The organism is Parasphingorhabdus halotolerans, assembly GCF_012516475.1.
In the GTDB taxonomy this organism is placed as follows: domain Bacteria; phylum Pseudomonadota; class Alphaproteobacteria; order Sphingomonadales; family Sphingomonadaceae; genus Parasphingorhabdus; species Parasphingorhabdus halotolerans.
Genome location: NZ_CP051217.1, coordinates 3205457 through 3222423 on the forward strand (window position 1 = coordinate 3205457; position 16967 = coordinate 3222423).

Consider the following 16967-nt stretch of genomic DNA (forward strand, 5'->3'; position numbering starts at 1 on the left):
AGGAACTGGCAAATGGCTGCGCGAATATATCAAAATCCGATGAATGCGATGCAATCCGGCAGGGCGCTGACGGATAAATGGGTTTTGGAATTTGAGCCATCGGAAGCGCGCAAAGCTGATCCTTTGACCGGCTGGGCAGGGTCTGGAGATACCCAGCGCCAGGTGCAGTTGCAGTTCCCGAATGCCGAGGCTGCCAAGGCCTATGCAGATAAATATGGCATCGACTATGCGTTTGTTTCCACGCCGCATAAAACGCTCAAACTTCAGGCCTATGCTGATAACTTCAAGTAGGTTCTTCTACCTCAAATATTGTAGGGGCCAAGCAGTAACAACAGCTTTACGTCAATTCCGGCACCTTCCCGACGTTTCTCTGCGATAAATTCATCCAGCCGATTCAATGCGACACGGTGAACGGTGATATTCTCGCCCTCTACACCGCCGCCTTCGCTCACTTTTGCGAGTTTGCCCGCCTTGAACAGGGAAAAACTCTCTGAAACCATGCCGGGCGAAGAATAAAATTCTCCGCAGTCTTCCATGACTTCGGCGTGATAACCGGTTTCTTCTTCCAACTCGCGGATTGCAGCTATGGAAGCATCCTCGCCAGCGACATCATCATGATCGCCGACAAGGCCAGCAGGAAGCTCGATGCAGTTTTTGCCTAACGGAACGCGGAATTGCTCGACCAGCAGCACGTGATCGTCGTCGATAGCGAGAATAACCGCAGCGCGGATGCCTCGGCTGCGGGACACATATTCCCATTTGCCTTCGCGTTTCGCGGTAATGAAACGACCTTCCCACATGACTTCTATTTTGTCGGTCATAGATGTTCCGTTCTTGTGGAGCGTAGCCGAGACATCAGAAACCCTTCCCTCGATCATGATCGAGACCAACGCAATTTGGAGTGTTTACAGTTCGATCAGCCGATCAGGCAGTTCATTAGGATTTTCATGCGATTTTGGAAAATGTTCCTGAAGGACTGCGCCAACGTGACGAACAGCGGCAGCCATGCCTTCGCCTGGGCGACCGGCACGTATTTCGTCGATTAATGCAACCATTGCTTCGCCCCAGACTTCCGGAGCCACTTTGTTGACTATTGCCTCATCGGCAACAATTTCAGCGCGATGTTCGCCGAGAGAAACATAGATTAAAATACCGGTCAGGCCCACCGTGCGGTGTTCTGCCCCGACTTTGAAATAATCAATCGCCCGCTTTCTCACTCGCCGCTGCTTCGTGCTCTTGGGCGTAACAGCTAATCTAAGTGGCATCCATGCGAATAGAAACCGCATCGCCAGAAACACAATCACGCTGATTATGAACACAATCGACATAAGCTCGGGAGCGGTAAAATCATGCCCCCAGCCACTAAACCAGCTGCTCAGTAAGTTTTGGTAAAAACCTGGAACGATGGCCAATGATGAGAGGAACAGGAACAATATACCAACGGCCCAATGCAGGCCGGCATCATGATATTTGTCCGAAAGCCCGGTAATGATCGTTACGATTTCACCGTCGGTCGTTTTCTCAGCTTCCCGCACCGCTGCGGTTACGAGCTTATGGTCAGCTTCGGAAAGTTGGTTCACTTTTGTCATTACCAGCCCCCTGAAGCGCCGCCGCCGCCGAAGCTGCCGCCTCCGCCGCTAAAGCCGCCGCCACCGCTGAAGCCGCCACCGCCGCCCCAACTGGAACCACTACTGCTACCGCTGCCCCAATCACTACCGCCCCATATGACAACCGGACCAGCGCCACCGCGATAACGCTTGCCGCCGCGCCGTGCCGAACGGATTGAGGAAATGATAATCCATAGGATGACAATGATCCAGAAGATGGCGAGGAATCCTCCTCCGCTGTCCGCACTATTTTGGTAGGTAGACGCTTGCTGGGCAATGGCGAGAGCCTCATCTTCGGGCAAGGTGATCTGCGTGGCAATACGATCTACACCCGCCAATATCCCTGCCGGCATATCACCATCGCGAAAACGCGGCAGAATATCGCTCTGAATGATATTGCTCGACAGAGCGTCAGTTAAGATGCCTTCCAACCCGTAACCCACTTCGATGCGTACTTTGCGGTCATTGGGAGCGACCAGCAAAATTACGCCATTATCCTTCTCAGTTTCACCCACGCCGTCCTGGCCAATGCCCCACGTCCGGCCCAGTTGATAGCCATAATCGGCAATGTCATAGCCATCGAGGCTGTTGACTGTGGCAACGACCAATTGCCGGTTCGACTGGGTTTCCAGAGCTTCCAGTTGGGATGTGAGCGCAGCTTCCTGAGCCGGATCCAGAATATTTGCCTGATCGACAACGCGGCCGGTAAGGGCAGGGAAGTTTTGCGCAGACACCGGACTGGTGATCGCGACCAGCGCGAAAACCAACCCGGCTATCAAAAATTCAAATGGTCTGCGAACAATGTCTACCACCAGATTTAAAACTTCACAGACGGAGCTTCTTCAGCGCCTTCGGTGGTTGCCGCAAATGGTTCCATCGGCTCTGCGCCATGAATGATTTTTGCGCCGATGATATCCGGGAAAGTTCGGATGGTGGTGTTATATTGGCGGACCGCTTCGTTGTAATCGCGCCGGGCCACGTTGATCCTGTTTTCGGTCCCTTCCAACTGGCTTTGCAACGCCAGAAAATTCTCGTTGGATTTCAGTTCGGGGTAAGCTTCCACCGTAGCCAGTAAGCGACCCAAGCCTTGTGAAAGCGCACCCTGCGCTGCGGCATATTCCTGAACCTTGGCAGCATCGCCCAGATCATCGGCGCTGACCTGAATAGATGTTGCTTTTGCGCGCGCTTCAACGACGGCTGTTAAAGTGTCTTGCTCCTGCGCTGCGAAGCCTTTGACGGTTTCGACGAGATTGGGGATCAAATCGGCCCGCCGCTGATAGGTGCTTTCTACGTCAGCCCATTTGGCTTTGGCATTTTCTTCGGCCGTTGGGACGCTGTTGATACCGCACGCGCTCAAGCTCAAGGCAATTGCTGGAACCAGCAAGAATTTCGCTATTCTATTAAGCATGATCTGAATTTCCTCCATCATCGCAGCGTTTCACTGCCACCGATGTAAAAATAGGTGTCAAAGCACGCAATTGCAATCACTTCTCTCGACAAGGCACGGCTTTTCAGGCATTTCGTCAGCCCTATATTAAATTCGGAAGGGAAGCTAATCATGTTGAGTGAATTTAAAGACTTTATTCTAAAGGGGAATGTCCTCGATCTGGCCGTTGCGGTTATCATTGGTGCAGCATTTGCGACCATCACCACCTCGCTGACCGAAGATGTGATTATGCCACTCGTGAGCGCGATCGCCGGTACACCAGACTTTTCGAACATGTTCATTCTTCTTGGTGCTGTTCCAGACGGTGTCAACGCGACCGACTATGCTGCGCTTAAGGCAGCCGGGGTTCCAATGCTCGGCTGGGGTCAATTTTTGACTGTTGTCATCAATTTTGTGATTTTGGCTTTCATCATTTTCATGATTGTGCGCTATGCCAATAAAGTCATGAAGAAAGCCGAAGAGGCTGACGCTGGCCCAAGTGAAATTGATTTGCTGACGGAAATTCGGGATGAGTTAAAAAAATCCTGATTTATTAAATATTTATAAATTTTATTTGCCCCCTTGGGAACCGACACACCATCAGTGGGTTGAACATCCCAGAGGGGCATTTTTTTTGTCCCTTCATCTGGGAATGAGGGAAAATATAATGCGTAAATTGACAATTTTCACCGCGACAGCAGCTGCTCTGGCACTGAGCGCTTGCGCGCAGGAAGACACAAGCGGCGCAGAAACTGCAACCGAAGTGGAAGCACAGAAAGCCGAAATGGAAGCGGATCGTCTTGACGAAGCCGCTGATAACGCCACGACCGAAGCTGGCGAAGAAGCTTTGGAGGATAAAGCGGCTGCGATGGAAGACAAGGCGGACGTTCTGGAAGAGAAAGCTGACGAAGAAGAAGGCGTTCTTGCGCAGTAGCTAAAGATTTCCCTGTTGGGGAACTAGAGGAGGGCCAACCGGGTAACCGGTTGGTCCTTTTATTTTGCGATTTGCTTAACGGAGAGCGGTCCGAAGAGCAAAAAAATATGTAAAAACAGTGATATAGCATTTTTATGAATTTTTTGTGATACTTCTCCGTTTAGTCGCTCTATAGGCCCGCCAGCCGAATGTTGATTCGGCCTTTTAGAATATTCTAGGGAAATCAAGATGCGTAAATTTACTGTTCTGGCTGCTTCTGCAGCTGCTGTTCTGGCACTTAGTGCTTGTGGTGCTCCTGCTGAAGAAGCTGCGACCGAAGAAGTTGCTGCTGAAGAAGTTGCACCTGCTGAAGATGCGATGGCTGCTGATGCCATGGCTACCGAAGAAGCTGCTCCTGCTGCAGACGCAGCAACTGCTGAAGCTGCTCCTGCAGACGAAGCTGCTGCACCTGCTGAAGCTGCTACCGAGTAAGCCAACAATATCTGGAATTCCCTTTTTGGGGAACTAGAGGAGGGCTAACCGGATACCGGTTAGCCCTTTTTTGTGTCTGCTCACTGTTCATTCAGGATTTTGCGCCTATATAGAGACTGTTCGTTTCTGCGGACTATGGTGATAAATTGTGATGTGCAATAGACACAGCGGACCCGGGGGCAGTACCCGGCGGCTCCACCATCTATTTCGTTTCGGCGAAGTAATTGAAGGGGCCGAACCAGGATCGACGTGTGTTCAAAAGCATTATTTTTGCCCGGCCTGAGTATGCCGTGATTGCTCGCAAACTATAAGTGCAAACGATAATGAAGCACTCGCTATTGCTGCCTAACCCATTGATCGCAAGATCATAAGTTAGAAAGCTAATGCGCGGTTGAACCCACCGGGCAACAGAAGGGAATTCAGCGGTTTTGGGCGCACCGGGCAACAGAAGCGTCCTACTTTTCTTACATCTGACCGTTAATAATCACGTCCATAAGTTTTGTGATAATCAATCGCTTCGATCATTTTTGCCCCGGCCATGAACACCGAGCCGGTACACGCCAGAAACAGCAGGACGCCGCCATATCCCGGATATTGCACGATATAATCTTCACCGCGGGCAATGGCACCGGTGGCAAGTGCGTAGGTGATGAGGAAGGCCTCAAACTTGGTTTTGATAATGAACAGGCGTCGGATTTTCTTCCACATGTGCTAAATACCGCAAGGGTCGTGCCAACCCTTGAAAACCGCGATTTCTTCAAGTGAAATATGGTAAACTGTAAGTTAATCCGACAGCTTTGGGTTAGTTGTTAACTAGCCAATTTGGAAAGTCCGCATGCTGCCAAAAGCTGGCTGCGTGCTTCGTGGATTTCATTGAGCAGATCAACTGATGTTAACTGGGTGGGGGAAATGCTCCCGGGCCAGTATTTTTCTACAACCGCCGAAATTTTATCGAGTTTTTCGTGTGTGGCTATAAATTTTTGATTGACTGTTTCCGGGTCGGCAACGACGCGTAGACGCAAGCAAGCGGGACCGCCACCATTGGCCATGGATTGGCGTACATCGACCGGGCATATTTTGCTGATGGGTCCATTTCCGGCAACCAATTCCCGCAAATAGCTCCACACTGCAGCGTTACCCTGGGCCTCTGTTGGCAAGATCAGCGCCATACCGCCATCATCAGGCAAGGTGACCAATTGTGCATTAAAAAGATAAGATTCGATCGCATCGGCCAGGCTGACTTTGCTGGCGGGAACGATGATGATTTCCGCTTCGGGGAGTTTTGAGAGAATCTCCGCATAAAGCACATCAGGTTCAGCAAAGGCTTGTTCATGGGTAAAGAGCACGCGCTCATTTGCGACAGCGACCACATCATTGTGAAACGCGCCTGCGGCAATTGCTGTCTCGGACTGTTGAGCAAAAATGACTTTATTCTCATCCAGGCCATGAGTCCGGGCGATGGCTTTGCTGGCCTCTATATGCTGTCGCGCAGGGAAGGGACCGCCAGCTTTTCCGTAAACGAAAATCTCAAGCCCGGCCTGATCGTGGGTATTGCACAAGCGCATATGATTTGCGGCCCCTTCATCGCCAAAAGGCGACGGCACCGGAGAGTGAACTGCGAAATAGTTCTGGTCCGCAAAAGCCAATTGCAGTTGCGCAAAAGTCCCTGGCCATTCGTGGCTGCGGTGCGGCATGGTTTGCAGGTTTGCGACCGTCAAGTGGCATTTCCCGTCAATGCTGTCGGGAGTCGGTGAAACAGTGGCAGCATTCGCGGCCCACATCGATGAGGCCGAAAAGGCAGCAGCGCGGATATGAGGCTCCGCTTCAGCGATGCTGGTTCCCAGTTTGTCCAGCCAACCGGTATTCGGTCGATCCAGCGGCATAAAAAAGCCCTGCGCCAGTCCCAAATCCATATTGTGCCGCATCTTCGCAATGCCTTGCAGCGCAGCCTCGCGCGGATAGGCGGTTTCCCCGGCATTGGTGGACGATGCGATATTGCCGAGGCTCAGGCCTGCGTAGTTATGACTAGGCCCGATAATGCCGTCGAAGTTGATTTCCACTGGCTTGCTCATCGCGCGATATACCGGATTTCATCTCCCACCGAGAGGCCAATGTTGCTGGCCGCTTCGGCATCAATAGTAACGCCTTCACCATTTTCGCTGATCATCGCATATGTTGCCTGAAATTCACCGAGATTGCCGCGCGAAATAATGGATTTTTCCGTGCCTTCATCGATCCCGGTAATCACGGCCAGTTTGGACTTTCTGATGCTCGTCACATCATTGGTTTTTGCTATCATCGTCGGTCCGCCGTCAAAAATATCGACATAGCCGTCATAAGAAAAATTCTCGTTCTCCAGCATCCGCATCGCAGCGCGGCCATTGGGATGAGGCACACCGATTGCGGCCCGCGCAGTCTCACTGAGCATCGCAGTGTAAATCGGATGTTTCGGCATAAGGTCGGCGATGAATTGATTGCCGTGAATGGCATTGAAATAGTCGGCATCCTGAAAGTTCATGCCAAAGAATCGACCGGCGAGCCCGTCCCAGAAGGGAGAACCCCCGGCTTCGTCTATCACGCCGCGTAACTCGGCAAAAATCTTGTCGCCAAAACGCTGACGATGTTCCTTGATAAACAGATAGCGACTCCGCGCCAACAACATGCCGAGTCCGCCAGCACGTTCATTGGGGTGCAGAAATAGTCCGCCCACTTCGCTGGAGCCTTCCAGATCGGTTACCAGCGATAGCATTTGCGCGCTGAATGTCCGGTCCAGTTCCTTGCTGGTTTGCGATAGGGTGCTGAGGCGATAGGAATAAAACGGCCAGCTTTGTCCCACTTTGGTAAAAAGCTGGGATGTCCCTCGAACTACGCCGGTTTCAATATTTTCCAGAACCATAACGAACAGGTCGTTGCCATGTTCATCATTGGTCCGGTCATAAGCGCGCTGCGAACGCTCGAGTTTCGCTGTCAGGGACTGCTTGTCAGCAGGCAGGTTTGTAAAACCACCACCCGTCAGCTTCGCCATTTCATAAATATGCTGCAGATCATCCAATCGCGCCGCGCGTATTCTATAACTCATAAACCCCCTCGTTCAGCGATCCGCATGATGGTCAGCGCCGATAATTGTGTCCGTTCGACCAGACTGTCGACAATCAGAAATTCGTCCGAGCTGTGAATAGCTCCACCGCGGACGCCCATAGTATCGACCACGGGAACGCCGCAAGCCGCGATGTTGTTACCGTCACAAACGCCGCCGGTGCCCCGCCAGTTTATGTCGAGCCCCAGTTCTGCACCGCACTGCTTGACCAATCCGAAAAGTTTTTGCGCCTGTGGATCAATCGGTTTGGGGGGGCGACCAAAACCGCCGTGACAATGGACATCCAGATCATGTTCTTTGGCGATAGCGGGTATCAGCTGATCCAGTCTCATCTGGGCTTCCGCTTGATCTTCCAAAGATTTAGGGCGAAAGTTCACCCGCAATATGCAATGATCGGGAACGGCATTATTGGGGCCGCCACCATCAATCTTCGCAGGATTTACACTTAGGCCTTCACGGTGGATCGCTTTTAACCGCAAGGCCATGTCGGCCGCAGCAATCAATGCGTTGCGCCCTTCATCAGGATTGCGTCCGGCATGCGCGCTTTTGCCAATGAAAATGATTGAGAAATTCCCGCTCCCGCCGCGCTCCCCTGCCAAAGTCCCATCGGGCAGGGCAGGTTCGTAGGTGAGGGCGGCTGTCTTTCCCTTAGCTAGTTGTTCGATAAGTGCCGCTGATGAACCGGATCCAACTTCTTCATCGCTATTGATCATGATGTCATAGCCTATCCGATCTGCGACATCGCTTTGTTCCAGCAATTGCAGTGCGCCCAGCATGACCGAAATTCCGCCTTTCATGTCGGCAAGTCCAGGGCCGTTCAAAATGCCGGGTTCCAGCTCAGTGATTTTCTGAAAACCGTGGTCAGCGGGAAAAACCGTATCCATATGGCCGGTCAGTAGAATTCGCGTCGGCGCATCAGGGCGGATTGATGCCACCAGATGTTGTCCGCGTTCAACTTGATCAATTGTGCCGTCGGTGCGCACGGCTTCAACAGGGGATGGATCAACCAGGGAGACATCACCGGGTAAGGCGGAGAACGCATCTGCCAGCATTCCGGCAACGGTTTTAATGCCCGCAAGATTGGTCGTGCCGCTATTGACCCCTGACCAACTCAGCGTCCGGTCCAGCAGGGGCAAGCTAGCCGCTTCTTCTAATTGTTCGCGAAATGTTGAAGTGCCATGTGTCATCCGCATCTGATAGCAAAGGATACCATTTTCGCCACCCCGGATATTACAAGCTACGCCGGACATAAAAAGCGCTGTCCTACTGATATCCGGATTTGATATACCGGTAATATGATCATGATTTTACCCATAACTTACTGGAAATATAAGATAATCCCAATGTTGGGAACGCTTCTTGCAACGCGCGCGTGGGCGCGGGCGCGCACGGATAGGGCTAAACTTCCTAAACTTTGTAATAAAATTACACCGCCGATTTTTCGATTGCTTGTCATTTACAGCGTAAAAAAGAGCGGCCATAGACGGCAGCGATTCCTCCCCGGAACAGTTTTTATTTCCGGCGTGCCTATGAGGCGCGGCGGATCGTTATTTTTGAAAGAGGAAGTTTAATGTCCGAATATATCGCGCAAAATGGAATTCAGATTGCCAGCGAATTGTTTGATTTTATCAATGACCGGGCTTTGCCGGGAACTGGAGTGGATAGCGAAAAGTTCTGGACCGGTTTCGCCCAGCTTCTTGGGAAATTTGCTCCGCGAAATGCCGAACTGTTGGCCAAGCGCGAGAAACTCCAAACGCAAATTGATAACTGGCACAAAGAGCGCCGGGGACAGTCCATTGATCAGAATGAATATCAGACGTATCTCAGGGAAATTGGTTATCTGGTCGAAGAACCAGCGCCTTTTTCGATTACCACCGAAAATGTCGATCCTGAAATCGCGACAATGGCTGGCCCGCAATTGGTAGTGCCATCGCTGAATGACCGATTTGTGCTGAATGCTGCCAATGCCCGTTGGGGCAGCCTTTATGATGCATTTTACGGTACCGATGCGCTGGATGCGCCGCCCGCCAAGCCGGGTGGATATGATCCGGAGCGTGGCGCGCATGTTGTCAAAGCGGCCAAGGCGGTCCTTGATGAGATTGTCCCGCTTACAGATGGTCAGAAATGGGAAGATCTGGGCGATCCGTCGGACGGCATCGCGATTGCTGATGAGTCTCAATATGTCGGTACCAGCGCAAATGGACGTTTGTTCCGCCATAACGGACTGCATGTTGAAGTTATATTCGATCCTGAACATCCTATTGGCCGGGACGATCCGTCGGGAATTGCCGACGTACTTTTGGAAGCGGCGCTCACCACGATTATCGACATGGAAGATTCGGTCGCGGCGGTAGATGCCGAGGATAAGACTTTGGCTTATACCAACTGGCTTGGCCTGATGCGCGGTGATCTGGATGCATCTTTTGACAAAGGCGGCAAGACCATTTCGCGCAAAGCCAATCCGGACCGTGAATATAAGGATCGGGATGGCAATGCCGCGACACTAGCGGGACGCAGTTTGATGTTTGTTCGCAATGTTGGACATTTGATGACCAATCCGGCGGTGTTGCTGACTGATGGATCAGAGGCTCCTGAAGGTTTGCTCGATGGCGTGTTCACCAGTTTGATCGCGATGCACGACATAAAAGGACTCGGCGAACTCCGCAACAGCCGGGCCGGTTCGATCTATATTGTGAAACCGAAAATGCACGGGCCAGAGGAATGCGCGTTCACCAACGACCTGTTTGATGCTGTGGAAGACCTGCTCGGACTGGATCGGAACACCATTAAAGTCGGTGTGATGGATGAAGAACGACGGACCTCCGCCAATCTCGCCGCTTGTATCCATGCCGTGAAACACCGGATTGTATTTATCAACACCGGTTTCCTCGACCGCACCGGGGATGAAATCCACACCTCAATGCAGGGCGGCGCGATGTTGGCCAAAGCTGATATCAAAAGCAGCGATTGGATTGCGGCCTATGAGCAGCGCAACGTTGCCATCGGTCTGGCTTGCGGCATGTCCGGCAAGGCTCAGATCGGCAAAGGCATGTGGGCTGCGCCCGATATGATGGCCGACATGATGGAACAGAAAATCGGTCATCCGATGACCGGAGCGAATACCGCGTGGGTGCCCAGCCCAACAGCGGCGACGCTCCACGCTATTCATTATCACCGACTAGACGTGTTCGCGCGGCAGAACGAAGTCGCTGGCGAGGGGATTGCCTCGCTCGACAAGCTACTGACAATTCCCTTTGCCGATGGCCATAATTGGTCGGTTGAAGAAATTGAGCGTGAACTCGACAATAATGCGCAGGGCATATTGGGCTACGTTGTGCGCTGGATCGATCAAGGCATCGGGTGCTCGAAAGTGCCGGACATCAACGACGTCGGTTTGATGGAAGATCGCGCGACTTTGCGGATTTCCTCCCAGCATATGGCGAACTGGATGCTGCATGGTGTTTGCTCGGCAGAGCAAGTTGATGCGGCTCTGTTGCGGATGGCTGCGAAAGTGGATGGACAGAATGCCGCTGATCCACTCTATCGTCCGATGGCTTCTGATCCAAAGGGCAGCTTGGCATTTCAGGCTGCGCGCGATTTGGTGTTCAAAGGCATCGAGCAGCCTAGCGGTTATACCGAACCCTTGCTTCATGCATATCGTCGGAAGTTGAAGGCGGCTGGTTAAGAGAGTTGTCGAGCCAAGGCGACGAACTCTGCAACGCTAACCGTCTCGGGTCTCCTCGAACTATCAATGCCGACTGTCGCAAGCGCCTCAGTGGCACCGGAGAAGCCCTTGAGACTTTGTCGCAGCATTTTCCGCCGCTGGTGAAATGCCGTTTGCGTAAGCCGTTCCAACAAAGCCGGATCAACACCTTGAGGTTGTTCCTTGGGCGTTAAATGAACAATCGCGGACATGACTTTGGGAGGCGGCGTAAAAGCGGATCTATGAACATTTATCGCCAGTCTGGCTTCGCAACGCCACTGGGCGAGGATCGAAAGCCGACCATAAGCATTGCTCCCTTCGGAAGCGACGATACGGTCCGCCACTTCGCGCTGAAACATCAAGGTCAGCGATTGCCATTTCGGCGGCCATTTGGGTTGAGACAGCCACTTGATCAACAAGGCTGAACCAACATTATAGGGAAGGTTGGAAACGATATGAAAAGGTTTGTCGAACAGATTGTCGGTATTGATCGCAAGGGCATCATCGCTGATGATCTTCAGTTGATCCGGAAAATATTCGCCGAGTTCCGCCAGCGCTGGCAGGCATCTTTCATCCCGTTCGACCGCCGTCACCGCCGCTCCCGCTTGCAACAATGCCTGCGTTAAACCGCCGGGTCCCGGACCAACCTCGAATACATCTTCCCCTGCCAGATCACCGGGAACAGCTGCGATACGCGACAGCAATTGCGTGTCGAACAAAAAATTCTGCCCAAGCGCCTTGTTCGCCGAAAGGCCGTGTTTTTTGATCACCTCACGCAGCGGTGGCAGCTTTGGCGGGTTGCTCAATGATCGGTGCTCAATTGTCGTGTAACTTGCGATTGGCGACGGCCACCGCAGCCATCTGGATCGCGGCAATCATGGATCGGGGGTCAGCAACACCCTGGCCAGCTATATTAAAGGCCGTCCCGTGATCAGGCGATGTCCGGACGATTGGCAGGCCAAGCGTCATATTTACGCCATCAAAGAAATGCAGCGTTTTCATCGGCACCAGTGCCTGGTCATGATAAGGGCAGAGCGCGACATCATATCTGGCACGGGCTTGTTCGTGAAACATGGTGTCAGCGGGCAACGGATCGGTAATATCCATGCCATCGGCACGAAGCTCATCAATAGCGGGCTGCATTATTGTGCGCTCCTCATCACCCAGATTACCATTTTCACCGGCGTGGGGATTAAGGCCGGCAACCGCAATGCGAGGGTTATCAATACCGAAGTTTCGGGTCATTGCCTTTTCTGCAGCTTTGGCGCGTGCAACTATGAGTTGATGCGTTAGTTGTCCCGGCACTTCCTTGAACGCGATATGGGTCGTCATCGGAATAACGCGAAGAGATGGGCCGGCGAGCATCATAACGGCATTCTCGCGGGAAATACCGCAGTGTTCGGACACAAACTCCGTTTGACCAGGATAACGAAAACCTATCTGATATAGTTGCGATTTGGATACGGGTGCCGTTACGACCGCACCAGCATCGCCTGATCTCGCTAACCCGCAAGCCACTTCTAAAGCATGGAGTGCACATTGCGCGCCTTCGAGAGTTGGCTCACCGGGGATAGCGGCGTCGGCGTCGTGGATATGAAACACCGGTAGCGCGGTTCCGAATATGTCAGCAGCCTCTGCCGGGACTTCTATTTTTTGCGCTTGAACGCCGTCCAAATTCTCAAAATCAGCGATATTCCCGGCAACAAAAAAGGGACGCAAAGCTTGAGTCTCTCGCTGCTTCCAGCTTTTTCCGATTATTTCAGGACCGACTCCCGCCGGGTCACCACAAGAAATTGCGAAGGGTTTGTCTGCCCCTTGAACCATCAATTATATTCTATAATGGCGTCACGGCGAAGATCGCGCAGATATATTTGCGCGCGTTTGTTAACCCGCTCGTTTTCGAGCTGCGACATGATTTGATCAAAAGACGGGGCGTTGGCTGTTTGAGGATCGTCCCGGCCGCATAATATCAGGACTCGCACACCGTCGGTAATCGATCCAAAGGGCGCGCTGGCTTGTCCAATGGGCAGGTTTGCGATCGTATCCTGAAGGGCAGCGGGCAGGTCGCGGAGCCGCACCTGGTCATTGTCAACCACCGCCGCGCCGATGCTTGCCGCGACTTCGTTTGCAGCGCCGCATCCCTTAATACCTTCTGTAGCTGAAGCAAACTGGCTTGCTTTAGTTGTCGCCTGTTGCTCGGTCGTGCCTTCGGGGAAAGCAATGGAAAGCTGCTTCAAGCTCAGCAAGGCGTCTCGCGCATCAGCCGTCAGAATTTGCCGTTGGTCAATAAGATATAATATTGAAAAGCCCCCTGGCACCGACACTGGGCCGACAACCTGCCCGACTTGCATCTGAACAGCCGCTTCTGCCAAACTTTGCGGCAACTGGGCAGGGCGAACCCATCCCAGATCGCCGCCGGTTGCTGCGGTGGAAGCTTCGGAAAACTGTCGGGCATAGGCTACGAAAGAACCACCTCCACGAATTTGTTCCAGAATCTTCCGCATATTAACTGCCACTTGCTCGGCGGTTTCCTGCGAGGCTGACATATAAATTTCGCCGATGCGATATTCCGATGTGCCTTTGGAAGCGTTTAGTCGTTCAATAATAGCGTTTACTTCCTCATCGCCGACATTGATGAAAGGTTGGATGTTGCGCCGGAGCAATCGGCTCCAAGCAAGCTCGCCTTTAATTTGCTGTTTCAATGTATTTGCTGACGACCCCTTGGACCGCAAAAAGGTTTCAAACCCGCCAATATCTTGTTTGAAATTCTGCTGCGCGACCTGACGGTACGTGGATTCTACCTCTTCAGGGCTGATTGTAATTTCGTTCGCTTCGGCTTCCTGAATTTGCAATGTCTCGTCGATAAGATTGCGCAATATCTGTAACCGCAGTCGCTGCTGTTCTTCTTCAGATACTTCACCCCCATTGGCAGCTACAATTAGTGCCAGTCTTTGTCCAACATCGGTACCGGTAATAATATCGCCATTGACCACTGCAGTTGCCCGCCGAACATTGGGATCATTTTTGCCAAAAATTGTTAATTCTTCCGGGATGTTCAATCCGGTATTAGGTACTGCGCTGTCAGCAACTGTCTGGCTGGAAGAGGGTGTTGCGGCCAATGTCGCCGCCAAAATGACGAGAGCCAGTTTTGGAATCTTTGACAGCTTATGCTTATTCTTCAATTTCATTTTTTGTTTCTTTTCAAACCTTAACGCCAATATTGCTTTGCCGATTATCAATATCGTGCTGAACCTAAGATGAGTGATCTGTGCACGTTGGCGACAGCCTTACACACCCAAATTGCGGAGCGCTAGCCGGAACAGAAAAGTACTGCCTCTCTGTGCGTCACCGGTATCCTCATAGTCATATCTCCAAGTGACGCCAAGCGACAGACATCCATCGTCGTAGGCTACGCCCAATCTATGACGCACAGGGTTGTAACCATCAGCGACCGAGATGGGGTCTTCACTACGATCGGTTAGATCAATTATTGCGGATCCAAATACTGACCAGTATTTATCGACTTGATATCGTCCGCCTACCCGCACTTCTTCGCGGTCGCGCAAATCCTCAATCTGGGAGCCGATATTTCTGTTGAGTCGCAAATAACCTACTTGCGCATAGGTACTGCGCGTGCCGACTGTCGCATCAATCTCGTTTCGGCGAACTGCCAGATTTTGCTTGTCCAGCCGAAAGCGGTGGGTGAATTTTACGATATCCTTGAAGCCGACATTGGTTCGGCCAACGATATCCGAAAAGCGCTCCGACAGACCGGTGCCATCGGGTACAATATTGCTATTGTTCGCTAGTCTATAGCTTTGCCCAACGATGCTGTTGATACTCAGATTGGGGCGATCCAGATTCCACTCGATGCCATAAGTCGCCCTGACGTTATCCTCATAGCGGTCATAACCCGGGAAACGGTTCAGAGCGAACAGATTGCTGTCTTCCAAATCTACAGCTCTTGCGTCTTCATTGGGTAAAGAGATGTTTTTAAGACCAGGTGTTGCAACAATTTGCAAACGTGGGGTTATCGTTTGGGTGCCGCCAAAAGCCTCGCCGACAAAGGGCCATTTCACATCGATCGCGGCCGTTGCAATACCCCGCGTTTGCCATCCGCCATTGCCACGATAAATTGCGGTTTCATTAAGCGCGTTATTGCTACTGTGATAAACGTCTCCCCGAGCGAACCCGGTAAAGGTAATCTCCTGTCCCATGTTAGTCAGTTTGCGCAAATCCCATCTCGCTGAAGCAAATGCACGCTGTGTATCTTGCCCCTCCACGCGTTCGATGGCCAGACTGTTTGCTTGTAGTTGAAGGCGCCCGCCGAGTGCCGGCTCAGCAAACCGCTTGCGATAATCGATCACTGGCAATGCAATCGGAACGCGGTTTTGCGGGTCATTCGAACGTAGCGTTTGGAATGCCCAGCCTGCGATCGACAAATAGCTGCTGTCGCTAAACCGCTCAGCATTGATCGTTGATCGCAAGCTGTCGTCATCACTAATGTCATAGCGGCGCAAGAAGGTACGATCAGAAACGATTCGCGCCGATTGGGACACTGTCCATTTTTCATTCAGCCGGAATCGGCCGCTCGTAGCGAAATAGCCCCGAAAATCTCTTGTCGAATTCGGCAGAGGCCCAGCTGAACCGGTTGGGATGCGCGAACTATATGTGGCGTAGCCTGTGAACTGGAACGCGCCTTTCTCGTCAAGATAACGGTAGGTGCCGTTTATCATCGGAGCAACATCGGAAAAAACCTGTGTCGTCACAGTGGCGTCTTGATTTGGCGCAATGTTGAAATAATAGGGCACAGCAAGAGAAGCCCCGTTCGCTGAACTAAATTTGATATCCGGGACCAAAATCCCGCTGCGATTTTCGTTGCTTACCGGATGTGACAGGCCAGGAAGCGGTATAACGGGCAGTCCGAAAATCTCAATCCGCGCGCCTTCGTAGCTAACCCGCTTTTTTATCGGATCATATTTTACTTTCACCGCCTTGATCTGCCAGCTTGGGTCTTTCGGGCAGCCATCTTCGCTTGTAACCGCGCAAGCCGTGTAGGCCGCATTGTCGAGCGCAAGAGAACCATCCGCAAAGCGCTCGCCTTTGCGTGCAGCAAGACGGCTGCCATCCTCCAGAACAAGCAGAAGATTATCGACGACACCGTCGCGTAGCGTGTCGGTTAGCGTAATATTGTCGCCATATGCGACATCACCTTCCGGACTGATGGTTCTGACATTGCCCGCCGCCGTAACCGCTCCGGTTTTGCGGTTCCAGACAACTTGATCAGCCCGTAGCGTATAACCCTCGCGGTCAAGCTTCACACTGCCATTGGCGGTAACGATATCGTTTTCAAAATCATAATCCAGCGTATCCGCGCTGAATTCGATCTCGTCTTTTTTCTCGATCGCTGGATCGGCAATATCTTGCGCCGATGTCGCATTGCCGGTTGAGGGCAGGGCAATTGTTGCAGCCAAAGCCATCAGAGCGATTGAAGATTTCATCGACTGGCTTAACCTACCTTTTGGCCCCAACGTAAAACAATATCGACCCCTTTGTCGGCTGGTTGATATCGACTGCCGTCCGCTATTGCACTAGAATAACGCGGCTGCAAATTTTCTTTGGCACAAATAGATGAACAGAGGATGGATAGAAGCATTGGCAGCTATAAGATGATTGCAAAAAACTGACCGATCTTTAAGGGATTAGCCAAGATTTAAGACAGGCCTATC

At 52.1% G+C, this 16967-nt stretch carries 17 protein-coding genes and 1 other RNA gene; 6 read left to right on the forward strand and 12 right to left on the reverse strand.

Features of this window, described 5'->3' with window-relative positions; all coding sequences use genetic code 11:
* The first annotated feature begins 12 nt into the window (after positions 1–12).
* The gene (locus HF685_RS15725; protein ID WP_168820938.1) at positions 13–291 is read left to right on the forward strand and encodes an ETC complex I subunit; all 279 of its coding nucleotides are present in this window, start codon (positions 13–15) and stop codon (positions 289–291) included.
* A gap of 11 nt (positions 292–302) precedes the next feature.
* On the opposite strand, the gene HF685_RS15730 is transcribed toward HF685_RS15725, so the two are convergent.
* The 4 genes from HF685_RS15730 to HF685_RS15745 form a co-directional block, all read right to left on the reverse strand.
* Positions 303–821 carry an NUDIX hydrolase gene (locus HF685_RS15730; RefSeq protein WP_246218665.1) on the reverse strand — a complete coding sequence of 173 codons (519 nt, stop codon included), beginning with the start codon at positions 819–821 and terminating at the stop codon, positions 303–305.
* A gap of 84 nt (positions 822–905) precedes the next feature.
* Positions 906–1589 (reverse strand): TPM domain-containing protein, encoded by a 684-nt coding sequence (locus tag HF685_RS15735; RefSeq protein WP_168820940.1) that lies wholly within the window; start codon positions 1587–1589, stop codon positions 906–908.
* Positions 1589–2410 carry a TPM domain-containing protein gene (locus HF685_RS15740; RefSeq protein ID WP_168821584.1) on the reverse strand — a complete coding sequence of 274 codons (822 nt, stop codon included), beginning with the start codon at positions 2408–2410 and terminating at the stop codon, positions 1589–1591. Before HF685_RS15740 ends, HF685_RS15735 begins: the two co-directional genes overlap by 1 nt.
* Positions 2411–2424: 14 nt before the next feature.
* The gene (locus HF685_RS15745) at positions 2425–3015 is read right to left on the reverse strand and encodes a LemA family protein (protein ID WP_168820942.1); all 591 of its coding nucleotides are present in this window, start codon (positions 3013–3015) and stop codon (positions 2425–2427) included.
* 150 nt (positions 3016–3165) lie between these two features.
* Between HF685_RS15745 and mscL the strand changes: the two genes are divergently transcribed.
* The 4 genes from mscL (at position 3166) to ssrA (ending at position 4860) form a co-directional block, all read left to right on the forward strand.
* Positions 3166–3582 (forward strand): large conductance mechanosensitive channel protein MscL, encoded by a 417-nt coding sequence (gene mscL, locus HF685_RS15750; protein ID WP_168820944.1) that lies wholly within the window; start codon positions 3166–3168, stop codon positions 3580–3582.
* Between the two features lie 118 nt (positions 3583–3700).
* Positions 3701–3967 carry a hypothetical protein gene (locus HF685_RS15755; protein ID WP_168820946.1) on the forward strand — a complete coding sequence of 89 codons (267 nt, stop codon included), beginning with the start codon at positions 3701–3703 and terminating at the stop codon, positions 3965–3967.
* A gap of 228 nt (positions 3968–4195) precedes the next feature.
* Positions 4196–4438 (forward strand): hypothetical protein, encoded by a 243-nt coding sequence (locus HF685_RS15760; protein WP_168820948.1) that lies wholly within the window; start codon positions 4196–4198, stop codon positions 4436–4438.
* A gap of 80 nt (positions 4439–4518) precedes the next feature.
* Positions 4519–4860, forward strand: a transfer-messenger RNA (tmRNA) gene (gene ssrA, locus HF685_RS15765).
* Positions 4861–4915: 55 nt separating this feature from the next.
* On the opposite strand, the gene HF685_RS15770 is transcribed toward ssrA, so the two are convergent.
* The 4 genes from HF685_RS15770 to HF685_RS15785 form a co-directional block, all read right to left on the reverse strand.
* Positions 4916–5146 carry a hypothetical protein gene (locus HF685_RS15770; RefSeq protein WP_168820950.1) on the reverse strand — a complete coding sequence of 77 codons (231 nt, stop codon included), beginning with the start codon at positions 5144–5146 and terminating at the stop codon, positions 4916–4918.
* A gap of 101 nt (positions 5147–5247) precedes the next feature.
* Positions 5248–6510 (reverse strand): N-succinylarginine dihydrolase, encoded by a 1263-nt coding sequence (locus HF685_RS15775; protein ID WP_168820952.1) that lies wholly within the window; start codon positions 6508–6510, stop codon positions 5248–5250.
* A complete protein-coding gene (locus HF685_RS15780; RefSeq protein WP_168820954.1) occupies positions 6507–7517 on the reverse strand; it encodes an arginine N-succinyltransferase in 1011 nt (336 codons plus the stop codon). The genes HF685_RS15775 and HF685_RS15780 overlap by 4 nt, the downstream gene beginning before the upstream one ends.
* Positions 7514–8728, reverse strand: a complete 1215-nt coding sequence (locus tag HF685_RS15785; RefSeq protein WP_425500193.1) for a hydrolase — start codon at positions 8726–8728, stop codon at positions 7514–7516. The genes HF685_RS15780 and HF685_RS15785 overlap by 4 nt, the downstream gene beginning before the upstream one ends.
* Positions 8729–9105: 377 nt before the next feature.
* Between HF685_RS15785 and HF685_RS15790 the strand changes: the two genes are divergently transcribed.
* Entirely contained in the window at positions 9106–11220 is a 2115-nt protein-coding gene (locus HF685_RS15790) for a malate synthase G (RefSeq protein WP_168820956.1), read from the forward strand.
* Here the strand turns inward: HF685_RS15790 and rsmA are convergent.
* From rsmA to HF685_RS15810, 4 genes are all read right to left on the reverse strand, one after another.
* Entirely contained in the window at positions 11217–12044 is an 828-nt protein-coding gene (gene rsmA, locus HF685_RS15795) for a 16S rRNA (adenine(1518)-N(6)/adenine(1519)-N(6))-dimethyltransferase RsmA (protein ID WP_246218666.1), read from the reverse strand. The genes HF685_RS15790 and rsmA overlap by 4 nt on opposite strands.
* 10 nt (positions 12045–12054) lie before the next feature.
* The gene (gene pdxA, locus HF685_RS15800; RefSeq protein WP_168820958.1) at positions 12055–13062 is read right to left on the reverse strand and encodes a 4-hydroxythreonine-4-phosphate dehydrogenase PdxA; all 1008 of its coding nucleotides are present in this window, start codon (positions 13060–13062) and stop codon (positions 12055–12057) included.
* Positions 13062–14426, reverse strand: a complete 1365-nt coding sequence (locus HF685_RS15805; protein ID WP_168820961.1) for a peptidylprolyl isomerase — start codon at positions 14424–14426, stop codon at positions 13062–13064. The genes pdxA and HF685_RS15805 overlap by 1 nt, the downstream gene beginning before the upstream one ends.
* A gap of 99 nt (positions 14427–14525) precedes the next feature.
* The gene (locus HF685_RS15810) at positions 14526–16739 is read right to left on the reverse strand and encodes an LPS-assembly protein LptD (protein WP_168820963.1); all 2214 of its coding nucleotides are present in this window, start codon (positions 16737–16739) and stop codon (positions 14526–14528) included.
* Positions 16740–16967 lie beyond the last annotated feature (228 nt).

Excerpts from the sequence above, each read along its gene's own strand:
- HF685_RS15725 (WP_168820938.1), top strand. The coding sequence starts at position 13 with ATGGCTGCGCGAATATATCAAAATCCGATGAATGCGATGCAATCCGGC.
- HF685_RS15730 (WP_246218665.1), bottom strand. The coding sequence starts at position 821 with ATGACCGACAAAATAGAAGTCATGTGGGAAGGTCGTTTCATTACCGCG.
- HF685_RS15735 (WP_168820940.1), bottom strand. The coding sequence starts at position 1,589 with ATGACAAAAGTGAACCAACTTTCCGAAGCTGACCATAAGCTCGTAACC.
- HF685_RS15745 (WP_168820942.1), bottom strand. The coding sequence starts at position 3,015 with ATGCTTAATAGAATAGCGAAATTCTTGCTGGTTCCAGCAATTGCCTTG.
- mscL (WP_168820944.1), top strand. The coding sequence starts at position 3,166 with ATGTTGAGTGAATTTAAAGACTTTATTCTAAAGGGGAATGTCCTCGAT.
- HF685_RS15755 (WP_168820946.1), top strand. The coding sequence starts at position 3,701 with ATGCGTAAATTGACAATTTTCACCGCGACAGCAGCTGCTCTGGCACTG.
- HF685_RS15760 (WP_168820948.1), top strand. The coding sequence starts at position 4,196 with ATGCGTAAATTTACTGTTCTGGCTGCTTCTGCAGCTGCTGTTCTGGCA.
- HF685_RS15770 (WP_168820950.1), bottom strand. The coding sequence starts at position 5,146 with ATGTGGAAGAAAATCCGACGCCTGTTCATTATCAAAACCAAGTTTGAG.
- HF685_RS15775 (WP_168820952.1), bottom strand. The coding sequence starts at position 6,510 with ATGAGCAAGCCAGTGGAAATCAACTTCGACGGCATTATCGGGCCTAGT.
- HF685_RS15780 (WP_168820954.1), bottom strand. The coding sequence starts at position 7,517 with ATGAGTTATAGAATACGCGCGGCGCGATTGGATGATCTGCAGCATATT.
- HF685_RS15785 (WP_425500193.1), bottom strand. The coding sequence starts at position 8,728 with ATGCGGATGACACATGGCACTTCAACATTTCGCGAACAATTAGAAGAA.
- HF685_RS15790 (WP_168820956.1), top strand. The coding sequence starts at position 9,106 with ATGTCCGAATATATCGCGCAAAATGGAATTCAGATTGCCAGCGAATTG.
- pdxA (WP_168820958.1), bottom strand. The coding sequence starts at position 13,062 with ATGGTTCAAGGGGCAGACAAACCCTTCGCAATTTCTTGTGGTGACCCG.
- HF685_RS15805 (WP_168820961.1), bottom strand. The coding sequence starts at position 14,426 with ATGAAATTGAAGAATAAGCATAAGCTGTCAAAGATTCCAAAACTGGCT.
- HF685_RS15810 (WP_168820963.1), bottom strand. The coding sequence starts at position 16,739 with ATGAAATCTTCAATCGCTCTGATGGCTTTGGCTGCAACAATTGCCCTG.